The organism is Erwinia sp. 9145, assembly GCF_000745075.1.
GTDB classification, from domain to species: Bacteria; Pseudomonadota; Gammaproteobacteria; order Enterobacterales; family Enterobacteriaceae; genus Erwinia; species Erwinia oleae.
Genome location: NZ_JQNE01000001.1, coordinates 2,853,558 through 2,878,333, shown reverse-complemented (window position 1 = coordinate 2,878,333; position 24,776 = coordinate 2,853,558). Strand labels below are relative to the sequence as shown.

Below are 24,776 nucleotides of genomic sequence, written 5' to 3'. Positions count from 1 at the left end.
GCAGTTGTGATGTAATTGTCATAGTCTACATTTAGCGTTATATGATGGATAATGCCGGGAGACAGTTAACCCGACTCTTTTAATCTTTCAAGGAGCAAAGAATGCTTATTCTAACTCGTCGAGTTGGTGAAACCCTCATGATCGGTGATGAGGTGACTGTAACGGTGCTGGGAGTTAAAGGGAACCAGGTTCGCATTGGTGTGAACGCCCCTAAAGAAGTATCGGTCCATCGTGAAGAAATTTATCAGCGTATTCAGGCCGAAAAAACTCAGCCAACGAGTTACTAACGGATCAGGCGTCTCGCTGTTTTTAGCGAGGCGCTACCGGTTTTGTCCCGCACCCTTCGATTTTCCCGCTTTTCGCTGTTTCCTCCCTTTTTGCTCACGTTTTCTTACCCACTTTTCTGCACGTTGATGAAACTCTCATTGTTGATAAATCACCCTTTTTGTCGCTGAAACATCCGGATTGCGTGGGAATTGTGCAATCAAACACGTAAGGGGAAAAATTGTTTGACTTATAAGTCCGCCAAAGTAATATGTGCGCCACGCAGTACCGATGAGCAGAAACGTTCAGAGGCACAGCTCGTAAGAGTGCGTATGGTGAGGTGGCCGAGAGGCTGAAGGCGCTCCCCTGCTAAGGGAGTATGCGGTCAAAAGCTGCATCCGGGGTTCGAATCCCCGCCTCACCGCCATTTGCATCCGTAGCTCAGCTGGATAGAGTACTCGGCTACGAACCGAGCGGTCGGAGGTTCGAATCCTCCCGGATGCACCATATTTTTAGTACGATGCAGCGTTAGCAGCCTGTATCAACGGTGAGCAGTCGGCACCTGGCGTCATCGCAGAATTTACACTGCATCCGTAGCTCAGCTGGATAGAGTACTCGGCTACGAACCGAGCGGTCGGAGGTTCGAATCCTCCCGGATGCACCATATTTTGCAAGGCGGCTGGCAAAGAGGTTGTAGTACAGCCAGCAGCAGGGAGAATAACGTTGCTTCAGCAACGGCCCGCAAGGGTAAGGCACAGCCCATCCTGTTTTTTTTTCCCGGTTTTTACGCACTACCCCTTCAGCATTTCCAATGCATCCGTAGCTCAGCTGGATAGAGTACTCGGCTACGAACCGAGCGGTCGGAGGTTCGAATCCTCCCGGATGCACCATGTTTTGTAATACCAATAGCACCACCGGACTGGCAACGACGTTAATGATACAGCCAGCTCAGGCGGATAACGTTGCCACAGCAACGGACACTTCAGCCCAATCATCTCCCGGACGCGCCCTGTATTTACTGTCGCAACAGGTCCGTTACCTTTCTCCTCTTTTTTACGCCCGCCGCCTTTCAACACTCATTCTTATGTTTAACCTTCTCTTTTTGCCTGCGGTTTAACCGTCGCCAAATTCTGATAATAAAAATACCTTTGTATTTCAAGGGATTTACGCTAGTCCGCTGACCGCGACAACGGGCGCTCTTTGCGCTAAAGTATCGGTTTCCTGAATCAAGGGTGGAGTAGACTATGTACGATGGCTATGAAGGCCTGATATTTGATATGGATGGCACCATCCTCGATACCGAACCGACGCATCGTGAAGCCTGGCATATTGTTTTAGGACGCAATGGCATGGCGTTTGATAAAAACGCCATTATCGGCCTGAACGGCTCGCCAAGCTGGCGCATCGCTCAGGTACTGATCGCTGGCTATCAATCCGATCTCGATCCGAAAGCGCTGGCTGCGGAAAAAACGGCGACGGTAAAAGAGATGCTGCTTGATGGCGATTCTGTGCGCCCTTTGCCGTTAATTGATGTGGTCAAGGCCTATAAAGGCCGCAGGCCAATGGCTGTAGGCACAGGTAGCGAACACGCCATGGCGGATGCGTTGCTCAGACATCTCGGCCTGCGCGACTACTTTGACGCTATCGTCGGCGCAGATGATGTCACCCACCACAAGCCAGAGCCTGAAACGTTTTTGCGCTGCGCCGAACTGATGAATGTTGCTCCGCAGCGCTGCATCGTTTTTGAAGACGCGGATTTCGGCATTCAGGCAGCGCAGGCGGCAGGGATGGATTTTGTGGATGTTCGCCTGCGTTAGGCTGGAGACCGCACGTCATACCACGCCCGGCTTTCTGACTCATATTATCATTGCCCGCTCTCTGCCGCAGATGGCGGGAGCGATGGCACAACACAGCAACAGCTTAATGGCTGATACACTTATGGCATGGAAAAGCGGCAATGATTCGCGAATAATCGGCGCTGCGATTAACATTATGCTTAACAATAATAAATCAATCTCCGAGCGGGAGGTCAATTTGATCCCGGACGTATCACAAGCGCTATCCTGGCTGGAAGCGCATCCTGACGCATTAAAAGGCATTGGTCGCGGCATTGAGCGCGAAACCCTGCGCGTCAGACCCGATGGCCATCTGGCCACGACCGGGCACCCTGAATCTCTTGGTTCTGCGTTAACGCACAAGTGGATCACCACCGATTTTGCTGAAACGCTGCTGGAGTTTATTACGCCGGTAAATGACGATATCGATCGTTTGCTGGTTTTTTTACGCGATATTCATCGTCACACGGCGCGCGAGCTGGGCGAAGAGTATATGTGGCCAATGAGTATGCCGTGCATGATTGAAGACAGCGCGACTATTCAACTGGCGCAATACGGCAAATCGAATATCGGCCGGATGAAAACGCTCTATCGCGAAGGCTTAAAGAATCGCTATGGCGCGCTGATGCAGGTTATATCCGGCGTGCATTATAACTTTTCTCTTCCGCTAACGTTCTGGCAGGCCTGGGCCGGCGTGGAAGACGAAAAAAGCGGTCAGGAAGCGATCTCAGACGGCTATTTGCGCCTGATCCGTAACTACTATCGGTTCGGCTGGATTATTCCCTATTTATTTGGTGCGTCGCCTGCCATCTGTTCCTCTTTTTTGCAGGGAAAAGAGACCAGACTGCCTTTCGAACGCACCGAAAACGGCACATTGTATCTGCCGTGGGCAACCTCACTGCGCCTGAGCGATCTGGGCTACACCAACAAGTCGCAAAGCGGCCTTGGGATCACCTTTAACAGCCTGGCGGGCTATGTGGAAGCCCTGAAGGCGGCAATAAAAACGCCGTCGGAAGAGTATGCCCGCATGGGAACCAAAGATGCGCAGGGCAACTGGCTCCAGCTTAATACCAACGTTTTGCAGATTGAAAATGAACTGTATGCGCCAATTCGCCCTAAGCGCGTCACCCGCTCTGGCGAAAATCCTTCCGATGCGCTGCTGCGCGGCGGCATTGAGTATATTGAAGTGCGCTCTTTGGATATTAACCCGTTCTCAGCAACGGGCGTGGATGCCAACCAGGTTCGTTTTCTCGATCTGTTCCTGATTTGGTGCGCGCTGGCGGAGGCGCCGGAGATGAGCAGCGACGAACTGCTCTGTACCCGCGCAAACTGGAACCGCGTGATTCTGGAAGGGCGCAAGCCGGGTCTGCTGCTGGGCGTTGGCTGCGGTGAAGCGCAGACGCTGCTGGCAGATACAGGCAAGCTGCTGTTTAAGGATCTGCGTCGCGTGGCTGAAACGCTCGACGGTCAGCAGGGCGAACGTCACTATCAGGACGTGTGCGATCGGCTGGTCGCTTCGTTTGACGATCCGGAATTAACCTACTCGGCGCGCATTCTGGCGCAGATGAAAGAGCATGGTCTCTGCGGAACCGGCCTGGCGCTGGCGGAGCAATATCGTCATCAGCTTACGGAAGAATCGCTGGAGATCCTCAATGAATCACAGCTCATGCAGGAAGCCGTACGCTCGAAGGTTAATCAGCAGGAAATTGAAGAGAGTGATACGCTTAGTTTTGAAGATTTTCTGAAGAGCCGAAGCTGAAAAGAAAAAGGCCACGTCACTGTGGCCCAAGTAACATCTCTGTGTTGTCAGGGATGATGATAACAAAATGCGCGTCTTTCATTAATTCAGACCGGCCACCACAGAAAAAGTTTCACCGACGTACAAATAAATTCTTAAGTTGAGGTAACCATATGCCATTGCTGGATAGCTTTACCGTTGATCATACAATCATGGCAGCGCCTGCTGTGCGCGTTGCCAAGACCATGAAAACGCCTCATGGCGACACGCTGACCGTGTTCGACCTGCGCTTCTGTAAACCCAATAAAGAAGTGATGCCTGAGCGGGGAATTCATACGCTTGAGCACCTGTTTGCTGGCTTCATGCGTAATCACCTGAACGGCGACGGCGTTGAAATTATTGATATTTCCCCAATGGGATGCCGCACCGGCTTTTATATGAGCCTGATTGGCACGCCTGACGAAGCGCGCGTGGCGAAAGCGTGGAAAGAAGCCATGCAGGACGTGTTGAAAGTGAGCGATCAGAACAAGATCCCGGAACTGAACGAGTATCAGTGCGGTACGTATCAGATGCATTCGCTGGATGAAGCGCAGGATATCGCGCGTCATATTATTGGTAATGATATTCGTGTCAATCGTAACGATGAGCTGGCGCTACCGCAGGAAAAACTGCAAGAGCTGCACATTTAGTCGATGCCACAGCGGGCGGCGCGTTCGCCCGCTATATCCTTCACGAACCCACTGAATCCTTCAGCGAGGTCTGCGGCGTAATTCTCACCTGTTTAATCATGTTTTCCTGCACGGCGAGAATATCCACCGCGTAATGACCAATACGCACGGTGGTATCCGGCAGCGGAATATCTTCTAATACTTCCAGTATCATGCCGTTAACCGTACGCGCTTCTTCTTCCGGCAGCGTCCAGTTGAAGGCTTTATTCAGCTCGCGTACGTTGGCGCTGCCCTCAATCAATACCGAACCATCGTTCTGCGGCATAACTTCTTCTGCCAGCGTGGGCGACATGGAGGTAGTGAAATCGCCAACGATCTCCTCAAGGATGTCGTCGATGGTCACCAGGCCTTTGATATCGCCATATTCATCAACGACCAGTCCCACCTTTTTCTTATTGCGCTGAAATTTTACCAGTTGCACATTCAGCGGCGTGCCCTCCGGCACGTAATAGATTTCATCGGCCGCGCGCAGCATCACCTCTTTGGTAAACTCTTTCTTTTCGGTCATCAGGCGATAAGCTTCACGCACGCGCAGCATACTGATGGCGTCGTCAAGCGAGTCGCGGTGCAAAACGATGCGCCCGTGAGGAGAGTGGGTGAGCTGGCGAACAATGGATTTCCAGTCATCGTTGATATTGATGCCGACAATCTCATTGCGCGGCACCATGATGTCGTCAACGTTGACCTTTTCCAGATCCAGCACCGAGAGCAGCATATCCTGATTGCGGCGCGACATCAGCGAACGCGACTCATAAACGATGGTGCGTAGTTCTTCTTTACTGAGCGCCGCACTGATTGCGCCTTCGGTTTTAATACCGACCATCCGCATCAGCATGCGCGCGATGGTATTCAGCAGCCAAACCAGCGGCATCATCACTATCTGCAATGGCCCAAGCAGAAAGCTGCTGGGATAGGCAACCTTTTCCGGGTAGAGCGCGGCGATGGTTTTAGGCAATACCTCGGCGAAAACCAGCACGGCAAAGGTCAGGATGCCGGTGGCAATCGCCACGCCCGCATTGCCGTACAGACGGATACCCACAATGGTAGCTAACGAGGAGGCGAGAATATTGACAAGGTTGTTGCCGATCAGCACCAGGCTTATCAGCCGATCGGGGCGACGTAGCAGTTTTTCTACGCGACGGGCGGCGCGGTTGCCGTTTTTCGCCAGGTGGCGCAGCTTATAGCGATTCAGCGTCATCATGCTGGTTTCTGAACCGGCGAACCAGGCGGAAACAATAATCATGATGAACAGGGTGATGATCAGGGCAGTGGTTGAAACATGTTCCAACGAGGAAGTTCCTTGTAGTCAGGGATCAGGAGGTCAGGAAATGTTGCAGCGTCCGGCTGCCAAAGTAGGCCATGGTCAGCAAAAAGGCGCCGCCACAGTTGAACCAGACCACGCGGCGTCCACGCCAGCCTTCGTGATAGTGTCCCCACAACAGAACAATATAGACAAACCAGGCGAGAATAGACAAAACCGCCTTATCAACGTTTTCGCGAGTGAAGAGATCCTGCATATAAAACAGGCCGGTGCAGAGCACCAGCGTCAGCAGCACCACGCCAACCTGGGTAATGTGGAACATCTTGCGCTCAATGGTCATCAGCGGAGGAATATCGCTGCTGAACGCCAGCTTTTTATGTTTGAGAAGATAGTCAATCCACGCCAGCTGAAGCGCATAGAGCGCTGCAATAATCAGCGTTGCATAGGCAAACAGCGCCAGCCCAATATGCACCATCATGCCAGGTGCCGTTTCAAGATGCGTGATGAACGCATTGGGCACAAAGGTGGCAAACGCCAGATTGATCAAGGCAAAACTGTAAACGATTGGCAACAGTATCCAACCGCGGTTGCGCGACGCCACAATGGTCATAATGATGCAAATCAGCAGGCTCACCAGTGAGCCGATATTCAGCAGGCTGAGGTTTTGTCCGCTGTCCATGGCGAAGATGCGCTGTTGCAGCGCCACGGCGTGACAGACAAGCGCGATAATCGCAGAAAGGATAGCCAGACGACGCCACGCGCTCTGTTTGCGCAGCAGGCTGGGAATAATCAGAGCAAGGCTGAAAGAGTAGGCGAACAGCGCCAGAATCGCAAAAACAGACATATAGGTGTCAGTACCGCCGGTCCGGGAAAAGAGCAGTATAGCGCCAGCGACGCCTGGCTCCAAACGATCTCAACGGGGTTTCAGGTTTGTGCAAGGTTCGCTTTCAATTGCGGGTCACAAGCCAGGCTGCTTCTGTTATAATCCGCGCCATTGTGTCGCCTGGCGACCTCTCATTACGCAGAGCGAGAGACGATGTTTGATAATTTAACTGACAGACTGTCGAAAACCCTCCGAAACGTCAGCGGTCGCGGACGGCTGACCGAAGACAATATCAAAGACACCCTGCGCGAAGTGCGCATGGCGCTGCTCGAAGCGGATGTCGCGCTGCCGGTGGTGCGTGATTTTATTGGCCGCGTGAAAGATCGTGCGGTCGGGCAGGACGTTAATAAAAGCCTGACGCCGGGTCAGGAGTTCATCAAGATCGTGCAGAGCGAGCTGGTCGCGGCGATGGGCGCGGAAAACAATACGCTCAATCTGGCTGCCCAACCGCCCGCCGTGGTGCTGATGGCGGGCCTGCAAGGCGCCGGTAAAACCACCAGCGTCGCCAAGCTTGGTAAATTCCTGCGTGAAAAGCATAAGAAAAAGGTGCTGGTGGTGTCTGCCGACGTCTACCGTCCGGCGGCCATCCGGCAGCTTGAAACGCTTGCCGAGCAGGTCAGCGTCGATTTTTGTCCGTCCGATCTCAGTCAGAAGCCGGTTGATATTGTTAAAAACGCATTACAGCAGGCGAAGCTGAAGTTTTATGACGTGCTGCTGGTGGATACTGCCGGTCGTCTGCACGTTGACGAAGCGATGATGGACGAAATCAAGCAGGTTCATGCCGCCATCAATCCGGTTGAAACGCTGTTTGTGGTCGATGCCATGACCGGTCAGGACGCCGCCAACACGGCGAAGGCGTTTAATGAAGCGCTGCCGTTGACCGGTGTGGTGCTGACCAAGGTGGACGGCGATGCGCGCGGCGGTGCGGCGCTCTCCATTCGTCACATTACCGGCAAGCCCATCAAATTTATGGGCGTCGGCGAGAAGACCGAAGCGCTGGAGCCGTTCTATCCTGACCGTATCGCCTCACGCATTTTAGGCATGGGCGATATGCTGTCGCTGATTGAGGATATCGAAAGCAAAGTCGATCGCGCGCAGGCTGAAAAACTGGCCGGCAAGCTGAAAAAAGGCGACGGCTTCGATCTCAATGACTTCCTGGACCAGCTCAAGCAGATGCGCAACATGGGCGGCATGGCCAGCCTGATGGGCAAGCTGCCCGGCATGGGACAGATACCGGACAACGTGAAGTCACAGATGGACGATAAGGTGCTGGTGCGCATGGAAGCGATGATCAACTCCATGACCCGCAAAGAGCGCGAAAAGCCTGAAATTATTAAAGGTTCCCGCAAGCGCCGCATTGCGACCGGTTCCGGTTTACAGGTGCAGGATGTTAACCGCCTGCTCAAGCAGTTTGACGACATGCAACGCATGATGAAGAAGATGAAAAAGGGTGGCATGGCGAAGATGATGCGCGGCATGAAGGGTATGATGCCGCCTGGCTTCCCGGGTCGTTAAGTCAGCCGAAAAGGTTCAGGGCGAATTAGATTGCTTTTTACGCCAAAATGAGTAAAATTTTCGGGCTTTTTATATTGCATCCGGGCCCCGTTCCCTCAATGGGGCCCGGTTGTTTTATTAACTAAAGAGGATGTTATGGTAACAATTCGTTTGGCACGTCACGGCGCTAAAAAGCGTCCGTTTTATCAGGTAGTCGTTACTGACAGCCGTAATGCACGTAACGGTCGCTTTATCGAGCGCGTAGGTTTCTTCAACCCGATCGCATCAGGTCAGGCTGAATCACTGCGTCTGGATCTGGATCGCATCGAGCACTGGGTTGGCCAGGGCGCTACTCTCTCTGATCGCGTTGGCGCGCTGATCAAAGAAGCTAAGAAAGCAGCTTAATCTGTCACGGTGGTGAAAATGAGCAAGCAACTCGCCGCGCAGCCCCCTGCTAACCCTATTACCGTAGGGAAGATGGGATCGGCCTACGGCATCCGTGGTTGGCTCAAAGTGTTTTCCTCCACCGAAGATGCCGAAAGCATTTTTGACTATCAGCCGTGGTTTATTCAACGCGCAGGTCAATGGCAGCTTGTCGAGCTGGAAGGCTGGAAGCGCCACAATCAGGATCTGATCATCAAGGTCAAAGGCTTTGACGATCGCGAAGTTGCCGGTCTGCTGACTAATTGCGAAATTGTCGTGGATTCTGAGCAGCTGCCTGAGCTGGAAAGCGGTGATTATTACTGGAAAGACCTTATTGGTTGCCAGGTCATCACCACTGAAGGCTACAATCTGGGGAAAATCACTGAGCTGATGGAAACCGGTTCGAACGACGTCCTCGTCGTAAAGGCAAACCTGAAGGATGCATTTGGTGCGAAGGAGCGGCTGGTTCCGTTCCTTGATGGACAGGTTATCAAGAATGTCGATCTCACTACTCGCATCGTCGAAGTAGATTGGGATCCTGGTTTTTGAGCTCCGAACTGAGCGGTACGGCACCGGCAAAATCGATGTGGATTGGCATTATCAGCCTTTTCCCGGAGATGTTTCGCGCTGTTACCGATTACGGAGTCACCGGCCGGGCAGTAAAAAATGGCCTGCTCAGCATTCAGAGCTGGAGTCCTCGTGACTTCACTCATGATCGGCACCGCACCGTGGACGAACGTCCTTACGGCGGCGGACCGGGAATGCTAATGATGGTGCAACCTTTACGGGACGCCATCCACGCAGCAAAAGCGGCGGCAGGAGAAGGCGCGAAGGTGATTTATCTGTCACCTCAGGGTCGCAGGCTCGATCAATCGGGCGTGTGCGAACTGGCGACCAGCGAGAAGTTAATTCTGGTTTGTGGTCGCTATGAAGGGATTGACGAGCGCGTAATCAAAACCGAAATCGATGAAGAATGGTCGATTGGTGATTACGTTCTCAGTGGTGGCGAGCTGCCAGCAATGACGTTGATTGACTCCGTCGCCCGGTTTATACCTGGCGTGCTGGGCAAACAGGCGTCGGCCGAAGAGGATTCATTCTCCGAGGGGTTGCTGGATTGTCCGCACTATACCCGACCTGAAGTGTTAGAGGGGATGGAAGTACCGCCAGTTCTGCTGTCGGGCAACCATGCTGAAATTCGCCGGTGGCGTCTGAAACAGTCGCTGGGCCGCACCTGGCTTAGAAGACCTGAACTTCTGGAAAACCTGGCTCTGACTGAAGAGCAAGCAAGGTTGCTGAAAGAGTTCCAGCAGGAATGTAAACAGCAACATAACGATGATGGGCACGATGGCTACGGCCGCGGCGCCTGAATATCAGTTTACCCAGGATAAGAGATTAAATTATGAGCAACATTATCAAGCAAATTGAACAAGAGCAGATGAAGCAGGACGTACCTTCCTTCCGCCCGGGTGATACCCTGGAAGTGAAAGTATGGGTCGTTGAAGGCTCCAAGAAACGTCTGCAGGCATTCGAGGGCGTGGTTATCGCTATTCGTAACCGCGGTCTGCACTCTGCATTCACTGTTCGTAAAATTTCTAACGGCGAAGGCGTTGAGCGTGTATTCCAGACTCACTCTCCGGTAATCGACAGCATTACTGTGAAACGTCGTGGTGCCGTGCGTAAAGCCAAACTGTACTACCTGCGTGAGCGTACCGGTAAGTCTGCTCGTATCAAAGAGCGTCTTAACTAAGGTTTCGCTAACGCGACATCTGAAAGTTAATAGCATGAGGGCTGACCGCAGGGTCAGCCCTTTTTTTTAAGTTACAGGTCACGCCATTTTTGCAACGGCAGAGCGAGAGCAGTTTACGAAGGCTGCATTTACCGTTCAGGACGCAGGAAATGGTAAACGGCGGTATTGACCGGCCCGCTGTCTAACACCACCAGTCCGTACAGAATACCCATAAACTTCGCGCCGCTTCGCACCGCAACGCCACGGCTGGCAACGTTATCCTCTGCCGCCAGAATTTCGACGGTGTCACGGTTCGGTGTTTGCCAGGCCAGCGCGACCAGCCGTCGCACCGCTTCGCTGGCAATCCCTTTCCGTTGTTCACTGCTGCGCACCCAGTAGCCAATAGAGCAGAGATGAGGTTCTTCGGGCGAAAAGCGCAGCCCCGCGCCGCCCAGCAGACGGCCATCCTTCGCGAACAGCCCAAGCTCGTCCGCGCTGCCTTTTTCGCGCATCAGTCGGGTCACGGCAAACCAGCAACGAGCTTCCTGCTCGGTGAAATCAGCATGTGCCCAGGTCATCCAGGGAGTAAGGGTATCTAACGATTCGTGGACTGCGTGGGTAAAGGCTGTTGCGTCTTCCTCGCGGTAAGGACGAAGCACTATTTCCATATTATCTCTCCGGACAATCTTTACGCTGGGTTACCTTGATTTATATCGGGATTTTACGCGATGTTCAATTGCGCGAAGTTACCTTATGACGTAAACCCAATTCGTTTATATCAGAGGAAAATGGCGCTTGCGCATCACAAGAAAATCTTTACTGTAATATTATATTTACACTTGATGAGTGTTTCGCCTTTGTTCTAAAAATTAATCATTTGATTTATATAATATATTTTTAGGCCATTAATGGTGGTAATAATATATGTACAGGATGGCTTTGAGTATTGTACGCATTATGATACATTACTCCTCATCTTAACGAAGACTGAAACGAGCATAATGAGAGCTAAGGGATACGACCATGCAAAAAGACGCGCTGAATAACGTACATATCGCTGATGAACAAATCTTAATCACGCCGGAAGAGCTGAAAAAGCAGTTTCCGCTTAACGCTGCCTTAGAGCAGCAGGTTGCTGCTTCGCGTGAGACGATTTCCAATATCATCAGTGGTAAAGATCCGCGCCTGCTTATTGTCTGTGGCCCTTGCTCGATTCATGACACTGAAGCCGCTCTGGACTATGCCCGCCACCTGAAAACGCTCTCAGAACAGCTGAAGGATCGGCTGTATATCGTTATGCGCGTCTATTTTGAGAAACCCCGCACCACTGTTGGCTGGAAAGGTCTGATCAACGATCCGCATATGGATAACTCGTTCGATATGGAAGCAGGGTTGCATATTGCCCGTCGTTTGTTACTCGATCTGGTTGCAATGGGCCTGCCGCTGGCGACCGAAGCGCTCGATCCCAATAGCCCGCAATACCTGGGCGATCTGTTCAGCTGGTCAGCAATCGGCGCCAGAACCACGGAATCGCAGACGCACCGGGAAATGGCCTCTGGTCTCTCTATGCCTGTCGGTTTCAAAAACGGCACCGATGGCAGCCTGGCAACGGCCATCAATGCCATGCGCGCCGCCGCCATGCCTCACCGGTTTGTGGGTATTAACCAGGGCGGTCAGGTTTGTCTGCTGCAAACGCAGGGCAACCCGGATGGTCATGTGATCCTGCGCGGTGGAAAAAATCCGAACTATGGCCCGGAAGATGTGGCGCAGTGCGAAAAAGAGATGCGCCAGGCAGGACTCCGTCCGTCACTGATGATAGATTGCAGCCATGGTAATTCGAACAAAGACTATCGCCGCCAGCCTGGCGTCGCTGAATCTGCCATTGCGCAGATCAAAGACGGCAACCGTTCAATTATCGGCCTGATGCTGGAAAGCCATCTGAACGAGGGCAACCAGTCTTCCGAGCAGCCAAAGCGCGAGATGCGCTACGGCGTTTCCGTCACCGATGCCTGCATCAACTGGGAAACGACCGAAACGCTGCTGCGTGAAATACATCAGGATCTGGACGGCGTACTGGCTTCACGTAAGGACTGATTATGGTGGCTGAACTGACCGCATTGCGCGATCAAATTGATGAAGTGGATAAAGCGCTGCTCGACCTTCTGGCGCGGCGTCTGAATCTGGTTGCTGAAGTTGGCGAGGTTAAAAGTCGTTACGGGCTGCCGATCTACGTGCCCGAGCGTGAAGCCTCAATGTTGGCCTCGCGACGCGAAGAAGCAGAGCAGCTGGGCGTTCCGCCCGACCTGATCGAAGACGTTTTGCGCCGGGTAATGCGCGAATCCTATTCCAGCGAAAACGACAAGGGCTTTAAAACGCTTTGCCCGACGCTGCGGCCGATAGTAATTGTTGGCGGTAAGGGGCAGATGGGGCGCCTGTTCGAAAAAATGCTTACGCTTTCCGGCTATCAGGTGAAGATCCTCGATAAAGAGGAGTGGTCTGAGGCGGAGAGCCTGCTCTCCGATGCCGGAATGGTCATCATCAGCGTGCCGATCCACCTGACTGAAAAGGTGATAAGGGAGCTGCCTCCACTGCCGGAAGACTGCATTCTGGTTGACATTGCGTCGGTGAAAAATTCGCCGCTTCAGGCGATGCTGGCGGCGCATCACGGCCCGGTACTGGGCCTGCATCCGATGTTTGGGCCGGACAGCGGCAGCCTGGCGAAACAGGTGGTGGTGTGGTGCGACGGGCGTCAACCGGAAGCCTATCAGTGGTTTCTTGAGCAGATTCAGGTTTGGGGTGCGCGGCTGCATCGCATCAGCGCGGTGGAGCACGATCAAAATATGGCGTTTATTCAGGCGCTTCGCCATTTTGCCACCTTCGCTTACGGCCTGCATCTTGCTGAAGAAAACGTCCAGCTTGAGCAACTGCTGGCGCTCTCTTCTCCAATTTATCGGCTGGAGCTGGCGATGGTGGGGCGGCTGTTTGCGCAGGACCCGCAGTTGTACGCGGACATCATTATGTCCTCTGAAAGCAATCTGGCGCTCATTAAGCGTTACTACCAGCGTTTTGGTGAAGCCATTGCCTTGTTGGAACAGGGCGATAAACAGGCCTTTATCGACAGCTTTCGTAAAGTGGAGCACTGGTTTGGCGATTATGCTGAGCGTTTCATGTTAGAGAGCCGCGCCCTGCTGCGACAGGCCAACGACAGTCGTCGTTAATCTGATTCATAAGGCCAACGGATGGCCTTTCCTTATCTGATCAAAACCGCTTGCCTGTAAAATTTCCTGTGCGCGAGGCGATAACAAAAAATTCGCCAGCGGTCGGGCTTTCGCTTCGCACATCGCGAACGCATAATCTGCGCGGATCTGCCACGATTCAGGAAGATCAACGAGGGCAAACGCCCGATCTTGTTCTACCCGCTGCGCATAGCTTCGGTAGCCAATAAATATATCCGCCTGGCCAGTTTTGAGCAGCCAGCAACCGGCCACCTCGTCGGGCGGAACCGGGGAACTCTGTGCACCGCCGACCAGTTGCAATGCACGCTTTTTCAGCCCGTTTCCCATCCCCGGATGCTGCTGCTCAACGCGGTCGAAAAGCTGCCAGGTGTAGTCACCGGAGGGATCGCTGAGCGGCGTGGAGGTTGCAATACGCAGGCTCGGATCGCTCAGCAGATCCAACGGTGATCGCGCCTTCAGGTGCGGCAGCAGCGTGAGGCAAAGCCGGTTACAGGTAAAAACGCTGACGCTCAGTGCGTTGCCCTCCTGAAGCAGCGTGTGCGGATGAGCAACATTGGCGGAAGCGAAAAGATCGCAGCGCTCGCCCTGTTCAAAGCGCTGCCGCAACAGCCCCGCCGGGCCAAACAGCGTCTCAACGGTCAGCGGAGGATGCTGTTTTTCGAACGCGTCGACCAGAACGGGCCAGACCAGCCGCAAGCTTCCGGCAGCCAGCACGCGGATCTTATTCATTTGCTCCCCCGACATAGTGCGTGCGGTAAAACTGCTGATACCACGCATCAGCTTTTTTCTGCATATCGATATCGCTGAATTTTTCAGGATACAGCTTTTTCGCCATCCACAGTTCGCCAAGGGCCATTGCTTCCGGCATCGGATAACCCCATGCCTTGGCGTATTCAGGCATCAGGTAAACGCGATGGTGCCGTACGGCGTCCACGGCCTGCCAGGCGGGTTGCTGATTGATTTCGGCGATGACCTGCGGGTAGCGATCCTGTACAAATATTACCTGAGGATCCCAGGCAAGGATCTGTTCCATCGACACCTGCTTAAAGCCTTTTACCGTTGCCGCCGCAACGTTGAGCGCGCCCGCATGCGCCATCATCAGGCCCGTGTATTTACCTGAGCCGTAGGTGGTAAGATCGGGATTTGCCATATATGCCCGAACGCGCTGTGCGTCAGGCAGCGACTTCAGACGCGCTTCGGTAAGCGCGCGCTGCCGGAACGTTGCCTCAATCAGCGTTTCTGCCTGCTTCTGATGATTCACGACGTTGCCTATCAGACGAATGCCCTCTTTCAGCCCCTGGTTGTAGGCCTGCTCTTCGCTAATCAGATCGGGGTTGAGTTTGTTCTGCTGTTCTTTATCACCGGCACGCAGGGAAATGGCAATCACCGCGATGCCGAGATGCTGGATCTGATCGATCATCGCCTGCGGCGCATAATTGGTGACGAAAACCACCTGTGGATGCAGCGCAACCAGCTTTTCCAGGTCGACGTGGGTGAGGTCACCGAGCGTAGCGATGTTGTTGAGTTGAGGAACCAGGCGCGCATAGCCCTCGCCCAATTGCTGTTTCCAGTTAGCCATAACGCCCACCATCGTATCAGTGGCATCAAGCTGTACCAGTAAATTCAGGGTCTGATGCTGAAGAACAACCACGCGATCCACGCGATCGGGAACGGTAACCTGCCGGCCAAGCTGGTCAGTCACCTGCCGGTCGGCGTGGGCGGCAAAAGGAAGGAGTAAAGCAAAGAGAGCAGACGAGCACACCCTGGAAAAAACGCGCATAGAGAACCTCTGAAATATCGTTATATACCTTATGATATAACGATGGCGTTTCCATGGGAATGACTCTCAAGAGGTAGATGACGCCCGGCCGTCTGCCGGGCGCGGGACTACTCCGGTATTACCGGCACGATATTTTCGCTGGGATAGCAGCCCAGCACTTTCAGCGAACGCGTAATAGGCATCAACTCGTGCAGGGCCTGCTCAACCTCTTCGGCGCGAAGATTGCCCTGAAAATCAATATAAAACATCTCTTCCCAGGGATTGCCGTTAATGGGACGCGATTCCAGTTTGCTCATTACCAGATTGTGCTTACGCAGCACCAACAGCGCTTCCACCAGCGCGCCAGCCTGCTGGCCGGTTGCCATAATCAGCGTGGTTTTAGCCGGCACCTGAAGCGTCACCTCCACCGCTTTGCGGGCAAGAATGATGAAACGGGTGATGTTTTGCTGCTGATTTGCCAGGTTACGTTCAAGAACCTGTAATCCATACAGCGCGCCGCCTGCTTCGCTTCCCAGCGCGGCAGCTTCCGGTGAATTGAGCGCGGCTACTTTCTCCATTGCTGCCGCGGTACTTTCGGTGTACTCGATTTTCCAGTGCGGATAGCGCTGAAGGAAGTGGCTGCACTGCTGAAAAGGCTGCGGATGGCTGTAAACCGTTTTAATTTTTTGCAGATCGGTGGTGCCGGTCACCAGCACGCAGTGATCGATGGGCAGCGTCATTTCGCCAACAATAGAGAGGCTGGTTTGCTGCAACAGATCGTAAACATCATTGATGGAGCCGGAGCTGGTGTTTTCAATCGGCACCACCGCATAGTCTGCCTGCCCGCTTTCAACCTGTTGAAAAATCTCATGGAACTTCTGACAGCCGCTTTCAATAAAATTGTCGAAATGACGGGCGGCGTAGCGGCGCGCTGCCAGATGTGAATAGGAGCCTTTTGGCCCTAAAAACGCGATACGGGCCGACTGAGCGCTGGTATTGTTGAGATGTTTTTGCAGCAGCGCCTGTTGAGTCAGCACGGAATCTTCAATAATAAGTTGAAAAACGCGGGTAATGAAATGGCCGTCCAGCTTGTGATTTTTCCCGGAGGCAATCAGGCGTTCAAGCAGGTCGCGCTCGCGATCGATATCGCGAATGGGACGGCGTGTGTTCATTTTAGTTTTAGCAACGTCGATCGCCAGTTCACGGCGGCGAGCAAGCAGACTCAACAGCTCTTCATCCAGCGCGGTGATTTTATCGCGCAGAGCCAGCAAGGGATTGTCAGTGGTCATAGTCTTTCCTGTCTGGTATGCAAAAAAAAACCTCCCTTTTCGGGAGGCTTTATTGTTCGTCTTCGCATGGCTTCTTACACGACGAATGGCCTCCCGATCGGGGGAAGGTAAAAAAGAATGCGAAGAAAAACGGGAATCTGGTCATCGTCATGTCCGGCATGGTCGAAAGGGTAAAGTAACCGCTGCAATTTATTTCTGTCAATAAAAAACGCGCCCTGAGGCGCGTCGTTTTGCCGTTCTACTCTTCATCAATGATGCTAAGGTCTTTCACGCTGGCGTTCGCGCGGCGCGCTTCACCTTTATGCTGAACTTTATTCAGCTGTCGCTCCAGCTTATTGATAAGTTCATTAATGGCGACATACATATCATCATGCTTGGCGCTGGCGACCAGCGGGCCATTCGGCGTATTGATTGTTGCATCGGCGACGAATTCCTTCGGCTCCTTTGAAAGAATGATATGCGGGTTAATCAGATGGGTTTGCCACTTTTCAAGTTTGGCAAGACGGTCTTCGACATGTTGGCGGATCGCCGGGGTGATCTCCATGTGCTTGCTGGTAATGTTCAGAACCATAGTACTTACCTCTCTGTCATTTCCGTCGAATGTAGATTTAGCATAACCCTAAAAAGCCCCTGGCAGGTGATTGAGATCGTGTTTTTTTGTCACTTTTTGTCAATCATGACAAATTTGTGAGACATCACGGTAAACCTGCAAAATGAGGTTGCTGCAAGCCAGTAAGATGGGCATTATTGATGAGATAACCCAGCGGGTTCGCGCAGAACCCCGAGCTTTAAGAATAAAAAAGGCAGCCCGCGGGCTGCCTTTTTCGTCATTGAGAGTTACGCAGGATTGGCCGCGATAATCTTCGCGACTTTCTCCGCTTCTGCATTCAGTTGCAGATGACGATAGGCGTTTTCCATCAGCGGCAGCGCCGTACGCGTTGACTGCGTATCAGGATAGTCCTTCATCATTTGCTCTACGCGGTTAACAACAGCGACATACGCCTCGCGCTTAGTGTAGAATTGCGCCACGGATAGTTCATATTTAGCCAGACGATCTTTCAGATACACGAGACGCTTTCTGGCATCGGTCGCGTACTGGCTGTTTGGGTAACCCCGCAGCAGCTGAGAGAAGTCATGGAACGCGTCGCGCGCATGCGTGGGATCGCGGTCGGAGCGATCGATGCCGAAAAAGCCCTGCAATGCGCTGTCGTCAAGCGCCATGTCCGTCAGACCACGCATATAAATCACGTAATCAATATTCGGATGCGTTGGATTAAGACGCATAAAGCGGTCAATGGCGGCCTGCGCCAGCGGCAAATCGGCATTTTTGTAGTAAGCGTAGATCAGATCAAGCTGAACCTGCTGAGAGTAAGGCCCGAATGGATAGCGATTATCCAGCGCTTCCAGTTGCGTTATGGCGCCTTTAAAGTTACCGTCCTGGAGTTTTTGCTGGGCTGTAGCATAAATCTCGGAAGGCGGGTTGTCAGGCACCGTCTCTTTCGAGCCGGAACAACCCGCTAATACCAGGCTCAACGTGGCTGCAACCACCAGATATTTCATACGCGTCATGACGATTTGATTATCCTCAGAGTGTTATTCAGGAAGCTGTCCATTAAGCTCCCGATAGTGACCAGTACGATAGCACATTATATTAAACGGCATCGCCGTGAAAACCCAACGTTAACGAAGAAGCTGTTTATGGCACAACAAGTAAAACTCAACGCAACGGTCTCCGAATCGCAACTCGGACAACGCTTAGATCAGGCTTTGGCCGAATTGTTCCCTGACTATTCCCGATCTCGCATAAAAGAGTGGATTCTCGACCGTCGTATCGCTGTCAACGGCGTAATTATCGACAAACCCAAAGAAAAAGTGCTGGGTGGCGAACAAATCACTCTTGATGCAGAAATCGAAGAGGACGCCCGGTGGGAGGCACAAGACATTCCGCTCGATATCGTTTATGAAGATGACGATATTCTGGTGATCAATAAACCGCGCGATCTGGTTGTGCATCCCGGCGCCGGAAATCCCGATGGCACGGTGCTGAATGCGCTGCTGCATCACTATCCTGCCATTATGGATGTGCCTCGCGCCGGTATCGTACACCGTCTTGATAAGGACACAACCGGCCTGATGGTGGTCGCTAAAACGGTTCCTGCGCAGACGCATCTGGTGGAAACGCTTCAGTTGAGGGAGATAACCCGCGAGTATGAAGCCGTTGCCATTGGCCGCATGACCGCCGGCGGCACAGTGAACGAGCCCATCAGCCGTCATTCAACCAAACGTACGCACATGGCGGTGCATCCGATGGGCAAGCCGGCCACCACGCACTACCGCATCATGGAACACTTTCGCGCGCATACGCGTCTGCGCCTGCGTCTTGAAACCGGCCGTACGCACCAGATCCGCGTGCATATGTCACATATCAACCATCCGCTGGTTGGCGACCCGCTTTATGGTGGCCGCCCGCGTCCGCCGAAAGGCGCTTCCGACGCCTTCATTGCCACGCTGCGTCAGTTCGATCGTCAGGCGCTGCATGCGACTATGCTGCGCCTGTACCATCCTATCAGCGGTATCGAAATGGAGTGGCATGCGCCAATTCCACAGGATATGGTCGATCTGATCGCCGCGTTAAAGGATGATACCGAACAGTTTAAAGATCAGATGGACTGGTAATGTCTTTGATTTTTCCTGACTGGCCCGCGCCCGCCAGCGTGCGTGCCTGTTCCACCACGCGCGCTGGCGGCATCAGCCAGGCGCCCTGGTCGTCGCTCAACGTTGGCGATCACGTGGGCGACAGCCCGCATGATGTGCAGATTAACCGCGAACGTCTGGCGACCGTCGCCGATCTTCCCGCCATGCCTGCGTGGCTGACCCAGGTTCACGGTACGCGCGTTTTGCGCCTGACGGGTGAGAGGCAGGAAGGGGAGGCGGATGCAGCCTGGAGCGATCGGCGCGGCATGGTCTGCGCGGCGATGACCGCTGACTGTTTGCCGGTGCTGTTTTGCTCGCAGGACGGCAAAGAGGTGGCGGCGGCGCACGCAGGCTGGCGCGGATTGTGCGCGGGCGTGCTTGAAAATACGATAGATGCCTTTACGTGTCCGCCGGAAGAGATTATCGCCTGGCTGGGGCCGGCTATTGGCCCGGATGCTTTCGAAGTCGGGCCTGAAGTCCGCGAGGCGTTTATGGCGCAGCATCGCCACGACGGCGTCGCTTTTCGCCCTTCAGGCCGCAAATATTTCGCCGATATCTGGCAGCTCGCACGCTTGCGTCTGGCGCGAAAAGGTGTCCGTGATATCTCTGGCGGCGGGCTGTGCACCTTCTCCGCAACTGAGCAATTTTTCTCCTTCCGACGCGATGGCGTCACCGGCCGTATGGTAAGTTTGATCTGGTTGGTGTAACCTGGCGCCCTAAGACGATCCATGCTGTTGTTTTTTTCGCCAAAATATTTGGGCCATTAACTTGAAAATTTGAGGGATGACCTCATTTAATCTCCAGTAGCAATTTGGCCTGAATGGGGGAAATATGCGCCTGGATCGTCTTACTAACAAATTCCAGCTTGCTCTCGCCGACGCCCAGTCTTTAGCACTCGGGCGCGACAATCAATTTATCGAACCACTCCATCTGATGAGCGCCCTGCTCAATCAGGAGGGCGGTTCCGTTCGTCCTTTACTGACCGCCGCGGGCGTTAATGTTTCAACGCTGCAAAGCAGTGTAGAGCAGGCGATTGGACGGCTTCCGCAGGTCGAGGGCGCTGACGGAGACGTGCAGCCGTCGGCGGATCTTGTCCGTGTACTCAACCTGTGCGACAAGCTGGCGCAAAAACGCGCCGACAACTTTATTTCATCTGAACTGTTCGTATTAGCTGCACTGGACTCACGCGGTTCACTGGCTGATTTACTTAAATCCGCCGGCGCCAGCAGCGATAAATTATCGCAGGCCATTGAGCAAATGCGTGGAGGAGAGAACGTGAACGACCAGGGAGCTGAAGACCAGCGCCAGGCTTTGAAAAAATACACCATCGATCTGACCGAGCGCGCCGAGCAGGGCAAGCTCGATCCGGTTATCGGGCGCGATGAAGAGATCCGCCGGACAATTCAGGTGCTACAGCGCCGCACGAAAAATAATCCGGTGCTCATCGGCGAGCCTGGCGTGGGTAAAACCGCCATTGTCGAAGGGCTGGCGCAGCGCATTATTAATGGCGAAGTGCCGGAAGGGCTGAAGGGGCGCCGCGTACTGGCGCTGGATATGGGCGCGCTGGTAGCGGGTGCGAAATATCGCGGCGAATTCGAAGAGCGGCTGAAAGGCGTGCTTAACGATCTCGCCAAACACGAAGGCAACGTCATTCTTTTTATTGATGAATTGCATACCATGGTCGGCGCCGGTAAAGCGGATGGCGCTATGGACGCCGGTAACATGCTCAAACCCGCGCTGGCGCGCGGCGAACTGCACTGCGTCGGCGCGACCACGCTGGACGAGTACCGGCAGTATATCGAAAAGGACGCCGCACTGGAGCGTCGTTTCCAGAAGGTGTTTGTCGCCGAGCCGAGCGTTGAGGACACCATCGCGATTTTGCGCGGCCTGAAAGAGCGCTATGAGCTGCATCACCATGTGCAGATCACCGATCCGGCTATCGTCGCTGCCGCCACGCTCTCGCATCGTTATATTGCCGATCGGCAGCTTCCCGATAAAGCCATCGACCTGATTGACGAGGCCGCGTCCAGCATCCGTATGCAGATCGACTCCAAACCGGAATCGCTTGACCGCCTGGAGCGGCGTATTATTCAGCTCAAGCTGGAGCAGCAGGCACTGAAAAAGGAATCTGACGACGCCAGCATCAAGCGCCTGGAGATGCTGGAGAATGAGCTGGGCCAAAAAGAGAGTGAATATTCCGAGCTTGAAGAGGAGTGGAAAGCGGAAAAAGCCTCTCTTTCAGGCACGCAAACCATAAAATCGCAGTTGGAGCAGGCAAAACTTTCAATGGAGCAGGCACGGCGCTCCGGCGATCTGGCGCAGATGTCAGAACTGCAATATGGCAAAATTCCCGAGCTTGAGAAGCAGCTCGCATCCGCTACGCAAGCAGAAGGCAAAACCATGCGGCTGTTGCGTAACCGGGTCACCGACGTAGAGATTGCGGACGTGCTGGCGCGCTGGACCGGCATTCCCGTTGACCGCATGATGGAAGGCGAGCGTGACAAACTGCTCCGCATGGAACAGGAACTTCATCAGCGCGTAATCGGGCAGAATGAAGCGGTTGAGGCGGTTTCTAACGCAATTCGGCGCAGTCGCGCTGGCCTGGCCGACCCTAATCGTCCCATCGGCTCGTTCCTGTTCCTGGGGCCAACCGGCGTGGGTAAAACTGAGCTGTGTAAAGCGCTGGCAAACTTTATGTTTGACAGCGACGACGCGATGGTGCGCCTTGATATGTCTGAATTTATGGAAAAACATGCGGTGTCGCGTCTGGTCGGCGCACCGCCCGGCTATGTGGGTTACGAAGAGGGCGGCTATCTTACCGAAGCCGTACGACGCCGACCCTATTCGGTGATCCTGTTGGATGAAGTGGAAAAAGCACACCCGGATGTGTTCAATATTCTGCTTCAGGTACTGGATGACGGACGGCTCACCGACGGACAGGGCAGAACCGTCGACTTCCGTAATACGGTGGTGATCATGACGTCTAACCTTGGATCCGACCTGATTCAGGAGCGCTTTGGGGCGTTGAGCTACCCGGAAATGAAGGATATGGTGATGACCGTTGTCGGGCACCACTTCCGTCCGGAGTTTATTAACCGTATTGATGAGCTGGTGGTTTTCCATCCGCTGGGCGAACAGCATATTGCCTCTATTGCAAAAATTCAGCTTCAGCGGCTCTATGATCGTCTGGCCGACAAAGGCTATACGTTACATATTACCGATGCCGCACTGCAATTACTGGGCGAGAATGGATACGATCCGGTATACGGCGCAAGGCCGCTCAAGCGTGCGATTCAGCAACAGATTGAAAATCCGCTGGCGCAGCAGATTCTTTCTGGTGAACTGGTGCCGGGCAAAACAATCGAAATGGATGTGAAAGAAGGTGTAATTGTTACGCACCAGTAAACATTTTTAGTGAACAAAGTGGGCCGAAAGGCCCATTTTTGTTGGTTAATTCCCCTGAAAACTCTGGATTCGCCTGTTTCAGCGCAAAAAATAAGCGTTCGGTATGTTTTTCTAAAATCAGCGCTTGCCTTCCCCGGAGGCATCCCTATAATGCGCCTCCATCGAACGGCAGCAGGGCAGACGCCCGGCGCTGGATGATGAAGAGAAAATTCTGTAAAACAGGGTTGACTCTGCAAGAGGAAAGCGTAATATACGCCACCTCGCGAACCGCCGGTTAAGCCGCGTTCGCACTGCTCTTTAACAATTTATCAGACAATCTGTGTGGGCACTCGCAGGATTGATATCACAGCCTTCGGGCAGATGAACTATCAAGTCTTTGTTGAGTGAACACGTAATTCATTACGACGTTTTAATTCACAGAGCATCGCCATCCATGTGATGGCAAATCAGACTTTAATTGAAGAGTTTGATCATGGCTCAGATTGAACGCTGGCGGCAGGCCTAACACATGCAAGTCGAACGGTAGCACAGAGGAGCTTGCTCCTCGGGTGACGAGTGGCGGACGGGTGAGTAATGTCTGGGGATCTGCCCGGTAGAGGGGGATAACCACTGGAAACGGTGGCTAATACCGCATAATCTCGCAAGAGCAAAGTGGGGGACCTTCGGGCCTCACACTACCGGATGAACCCAGATGGGATTAGCCAGCTGGTGAGGTAACGGCTCACCAGGGCGACGATCCCTAGCTGGTCTGAGAGGATGACCAGCCACACTGGAACTGAGACACGGTCCAGACTCCTACGGGAGGCAGCAGTGGGGAATATTGCACAATGGGCGCAAGCCTGATGCAGCCATGCCGCGTGTATGAAGAAGGCCTTCGGGTTGTAAAGTACTTTCAGCGGGGAGGAAGGGTGAAGAGCGAATAACTTTTCACATTGACGTTACCCGCAGAAGAAGCACCGGCTAACTCCGTGCCAGCAGCCGCGGTAATACGGAGGGTGCAAGCGTTAATCGGAATTACTGGGCGTAAAGCGCACGCAGGCGGTCTGTTAAGTCAGATGTGAAATCCCCGGGCTCAACCCGGGAACTGCATTTGAAACTGGCAGGCTTGAGTCTCGTAGAGGGGGGTGGAATTCCAGGTGTAGCGGTGAAATGCGTAGAGATCTGGAGGAATACCGGTGGCGAAGGCGGCCCCCTGGACGAAGACTGACGCTCAGGTGCGAAAGCGTGGGGAGCAAACAGGATTAGATACCCTGGTAGTCCACGCCGTAAACGATGTCGATTTGGAGGCTGTGAGCTTGACTCGTGGCTTCCGTAGCTAACGCGTTAAATCGACCGCCTGGGGAGTACGGCCGCAAGGTTAAAACTCAAATGAATTGACGGGGGCCCGCACAAGCGGTGGAGCATGTGGTTTAATTCGATGCAACGCGAAGAACCTTACCTGGTCTTGACATCCACGGAATCGGGCAGAGATGCCTGAGTGCCTTCGGGAGCCGTGAGACAGGTGCTGCATGGCTGTCGTCAGCTCGTGTTGTGAAATGTTGGGTTAAGTCCCGCAACGAGCGCAACCCTTATCCTTTGTTGCCAGCGATTCGGTCGGGAACTCAAAGGAGACTGCCGGTGATAAACCGGAGGAAGGTGGGGATGACGTCAAGTCATCATGGCCCTTACGACCAGGGCTACACACGTGCTACAATGGCGCATACAAAGAGAAGCGACCTCGCGAGAGCAAGCGGACCTCATAAAGTGCGTCGTAGTCCGGATCGGAGTCTGCAACCCGACTCCGTGAAGTCGGAATCGCTAGTAATCGTGGATCAGAATGCCACGGTGAATACGTTCCCGGGCCTTGTACACACCGCCCGTCACACCATGGGAGTGGGTTGCAAAAGAAGTAGGTAGCTTAACCTTCGGGAGGGCGCTTACCACTTTGTGATTCATGACTGGGGTGAAGTCGTAACAAGGTAACCGTAGGGGAACCTGCGGTTGGATCACCTCCTTACCAGAAGATACTTTTTTGCGCAGTGTCCACAACAGATTGTCTGAT

22 protein-coding genes, 4 tRNA genes, 1 rRNA gene and 1 other annotated feature are annotated in these 24,776 nt (G+C 53.6%); of the genes, 19 read left to right on the top strand and 8 right to left on the bottom strand.

All coding sequences use genetic code 11. From position 1 onward, the window contains the following. Nucleotides 1–101: 101 nt before the first annotated feature. The 8 genes from csrA (at nt 102) to luxS (ending at nt 4,526) form a co-directional block, all read left to right on the top strand. Nucleotides 102–287 (top strand): carbon storage regulator CsrA, encoded by a 186-nt coding sequence (gene csrA / locus FA91_RS13740; protein ID WP_026112062.1) that lies wholly within the window; start codon nt 102–104, stop codon nt 285–287. A 311-nt stretch (nt 288–598) separates the two neighbouring features. Continuing rightward, nucleotides 599–691, top strand: a tRNA-Ser gene (locus tag FA91_RS13735). 3 nt (nt 692–694) lie between these two features. Further along, a tRNA-Arg gene (locus FA91_RS13730) sits at nt 695–771 on the top strand. Between the two features lie 80 nt (nt 772–851). Continuing rightward, nucleotides 852–928, top strand: a tRNA-Arg gene (locus tag FA91_RS13725). 149 nt (nt 929–1,077) lie between these two features. Then, a tRNA-Arg gene (locus tag FA91_RS13720) sits at nt 1,078–1,154 on the top strand. A 354-nt stretch (nt 1,155–1,508) separates the two neighbouring features. Continuing rightward, nucleotides 1,509–2,081 carry a fructose-1-phosphate/6-phosphogluconate phosphatase gene (yqaB, locus tag FA91_RS13715; RefSeq protein WP_034916530.1) on the top strand — a complete coding sequence of 191 codons (573 nt, stop codon included), beginning with the start codon at nt 1,509–1,511 and terminating at the stop codon, nt 2,079–2,081. Between the two features lie 175 nt (nt 2,082–2,256). Beyond that, nucleotides 2,257–3,858, top strand: a complete 1,602-nt coding sequence (gene gshA / locus FA91_RS13710) for a glutamate--cysteine ligase (protein WP_034919327.1) — start codon at nt 2,257–2,259, stop codon at nt 3,856–3,858. 152 nt (nt 3,859–4,010) lie between these two features. Then, complete coding sequence (gene luxS, locus FA91_RS13705) at nt 4,011–4,526, top strand: S-ribosylhomocysteine lyase (protein WP_034916528.1); 516 nt, start codon at nt 4,011–4,013, stop codon at nt 4,524–4,526. A 40-nt stretch (nt 4,527–4,566) separates the two neighbouring features. Here luxS and FA91_RS13700 read toward each other — a convergent pair whose 3' ends face one another. Both FA91_RS13700 and FA91_RS13695 read right to left on the bottom strand, forming a co-directional pair. Next, a complete protein-coding gene (locus tag FA91_RS13700; RefSeq protein ID WP_034916527.1) occupies nt 4,567–5,853 on the bottom strand; it encodes an HlyC/CorC family transporter in 1,287 nt (428 codons plus the stop codon). A 25-nt stretch (nt 5,854–5,878) separates the two neighbouring features. Next, the gene (locus FA91_RS13695; protein WP_034916525.1) at nt 5,879–6,670 is read right to left on the bottom strand and encodes an inner membrane protein YpjD; all 792 of its coding nucleotides are present in this window, start codon (nt 6,668–6,670) and stop codon (nt 5,879–5,881) included. A gap of 192 nt (nt 6,671–6,862) precedes the next feature. On the opposite strand from FA91_RS13695, the gene ffh reads away from it, so the two are divergent. The 5 genes from ffh to rplS all read left to right on the top strand — a co-directional run bounded on the left by ffh (nt 6,863) and on the right by rplS (nt 10,373). Next, nucleotides 6,863–8,224: a signal recognition particle protein gene (gene ffh, locus FA91_RS13690; RefSeq protein WP_034916523.1), complete on the top strand. Its 1,362-nt coding sequence runs from the start codon at nt 6,863–6,865 to the stop codon at nt 8,222–8,224. Between the two features lie 135 nt (nt 8,225–8,359). Continuing rightward, nucleotides 8,360–8,608, top strand: a complete 249-nt coding sequence (gene rpsP / locus FA91_RS13685) for a 30S ribosomal protein S16 (protein ID WP_034916521.1) — start codon at nt 8,360–8,362, stop codon at nt 8,606–8,608. Nucleotides 8,609–8,626: 18 nt separating this feature from the next. Further along, nucleotides 8,627–9,175: a ribosome maturation factor RimM gene (gene rimM, locus FA91_RS13680; RefSeq protein WP_034916519.1), complete on the top strand. Its 549-nt coding sequence runs from the start codon at nt 8,627–8,629 to the stop codon at nt 9,173–9,175. A gap of 35 nt (nt 9,176–9,210) precedes the next feature. Next, nucleotides 9,211–9,993, top strand: coding sequence for a tRNA (guanosine(37)-N1)-methyltransferase TrmD (gene trmD / locus FA91_RS13675; protein ID WP_051937170.1), 783 nt, complete (start codon nt 9,211–9,213; stop codon nt 9,991–9,993). A 32-nt stretch (nt 9,994–10,025) separates the two neighbouring features. Next, nucleotides 10,026–10,373 (top strand): 50S ribosomal protein L19, encoded by a 348-nt coding sequence (gene rplS / locus FA91_RS13670; RefSeq protein WP_034916518.1) that lies wholly within the window; start codon nt 10,026–10,028, stop codon nt 10,371–10,373. Nucleotides 10,374–10,501: 128 nt separating this feature from the next. Here rplS and FA91_RS13665 read toward each other — a convergent pair whose 3' ends face one another. Further along, the gene (locus tag FA91_RS13665) at nt 10,502–11,020 is read right to left on the bottom strand and encodes a GNAT family N-acetyltransferase (RefSeq protein ID WP_034916516.1); all 519 of its coding nucleotides are present in this window, start codon (nt 11,018–11,020) and stop codon (nt 10,502–10,504) included. A gap of 355 nt (nt 11,021–11,375) precedes the next feature. On the opposite strand from FA91_RS13665, the gene FA91_RS13660 reads away from it, so the two are divergent. After that, the gene (locus FA91_RS13660; protein ID WP_034916514.1) at nt 11,376–12,446 is read left to right on the top strand and encodes a 3-deoxy-7-phosphoheptulonate synthase; all 1,071 of its coding nucleotides are present in this window, start codon (nt 11,376–11,378) and stop codon (nt 12,444–12,446) included. A gap of 2 nt (nt 12,447–12,448) precedes the next feature. Then, on the top strand, nt 12,449–13,570 hold the full coding sequence (gene tyrA, locus FA91_RS13655) for a bifunctional chorismate mutase/prephenate dehydrogenase (RefSeq protein WP_034916512.1): 1,122 nt from the start codon (nt 12,449–12,451) through the stop codon (nt 13,568–13,570). A gap of 6 nt (nt 13,571–13,576) precedes the next feature. On the opposite strand, the gene FA91_RS13650 is transcribed toward tyrA, so the two are convergent. The 5 genes from FA91_RS13650 to bamD form a co-directional block, all read right to left on the bottom strand. Further along, nucleotides 13,577–14,317, bottom strand: a complete 741-nt coding sequence (locus tag FA91_RS13650) for a substrate-binding domain-containing protein (protein ID WP_034916511.1) — start codon at nt 14,315–14,317, stop codon at nt 13,577–13,579. Next, entirely contained in the window at nt 14,310–15,368 is a 1,059-nt protein-coding gene (locus FA91_RS13645) for an ABC transporter substrate-binding protein (protein WP_034916509.1), read from the bottom strand. The genes FA91_RS13650 and FA91_RS13645 overlap by 8 nt, the downstream gene beginning before the upstream one ends. 107 nt (nt 15,369–15,475) lie before the next feature. Next, on the bottom strand, nt 15,476–16,636 hold the full coding sequence (pheA, locus tag FA91_RS13640; protein WP_034916508.1) for a bifunctional chorismate mutase/prephenate dehydratase: 1,161 nt from the start codon (nt 16,634–16,636) through the stop codon (nt 15,476–15,478). Between the two features lie 20 nt (nt 16,637–16,656). Beyond that, nucleotides 16,657–16,782, bottom strand: a sequence feature (Phe leader region). A gap of 92 nt (nt 16,783–16,874) precedes the next feature. Then, nucleotides 16,875–17,207: a ribosome-associated translation inhibitor RaiA gene (raiA, locus tag FA91_RS13635; protein WP_034916506.1), complete on the bottom strand. Its 333-nt coding sequence runs from the start codon at nt 17,205–17,207 to the stop codon at nt 16,875–16,877. Between the two features lie 266 nt (nt 17,208–17,473). After that, nucleotides 17,474–18,205 (bottom strand): outer membrane protein assembly factor BamD, encoded by a 732-nt coding sequence (gene bamD / locus FA91_RS13630; RefSeq protein ID WP_034916504.1) that lies wholly within the window; start codon nt 18,203–18,205, stop codon nt 17,474–17,476. A gap of 129 nt (nt 18,206–18,334) precedes the next feature. Here bamD and rluD point away from each other — a divergent pair, with 129 nt between their 5' ends. From rluD to FA91_RS13610, 4 genes are all read left to right on the top strand, one after another. Beyond that, nucleotides 18,335–19,312, top strand: a complete 978-nt coding sequence (gene rluD / locus FA91_RS13625) for a 23S rRNA pseudouridine(1911/1915/1917) synthase RluD (protein ID WP_034916503.1) — start codon at nt 18,335–18,337, stop codon at nt 19,310–19,312. Then, complete coding sequence (gene yfiH / locus FA91_RS13620) at nt 19,312–20,037, top strand: purine nucleoside phosphorylase YfiH (RefSeq protein WP_034916501.1); 726 nt, start codon at nt 19,312–19,314, stop codon at nt 20,035–20,037. The genes rluD and yfiH overlap by 1 nt, the downstream gene beginning before the upstream one ends. Nucleotides 20,038–20,161: 124 nt before the next feature. After that, entirely contained in the window at nt 20,162–22,735 is a 2,574-nt protein-coding gene (gene clpB, locus FA91_RS13615) for an ATP-dependent chaperone ClpB (protein ID WP_034916499.1), read from the top strand. 454 nt (nt 22,736–23,189) lie between these two features. Beyond that, nucleotides 23,190–24,731: ribosomal RNA gene (locus tag FA91_RS13610) — 16S ribosomal RNA — on the top strand. Nucleotides 24,732–24,776: the final 45 nt, after the last annotated feature.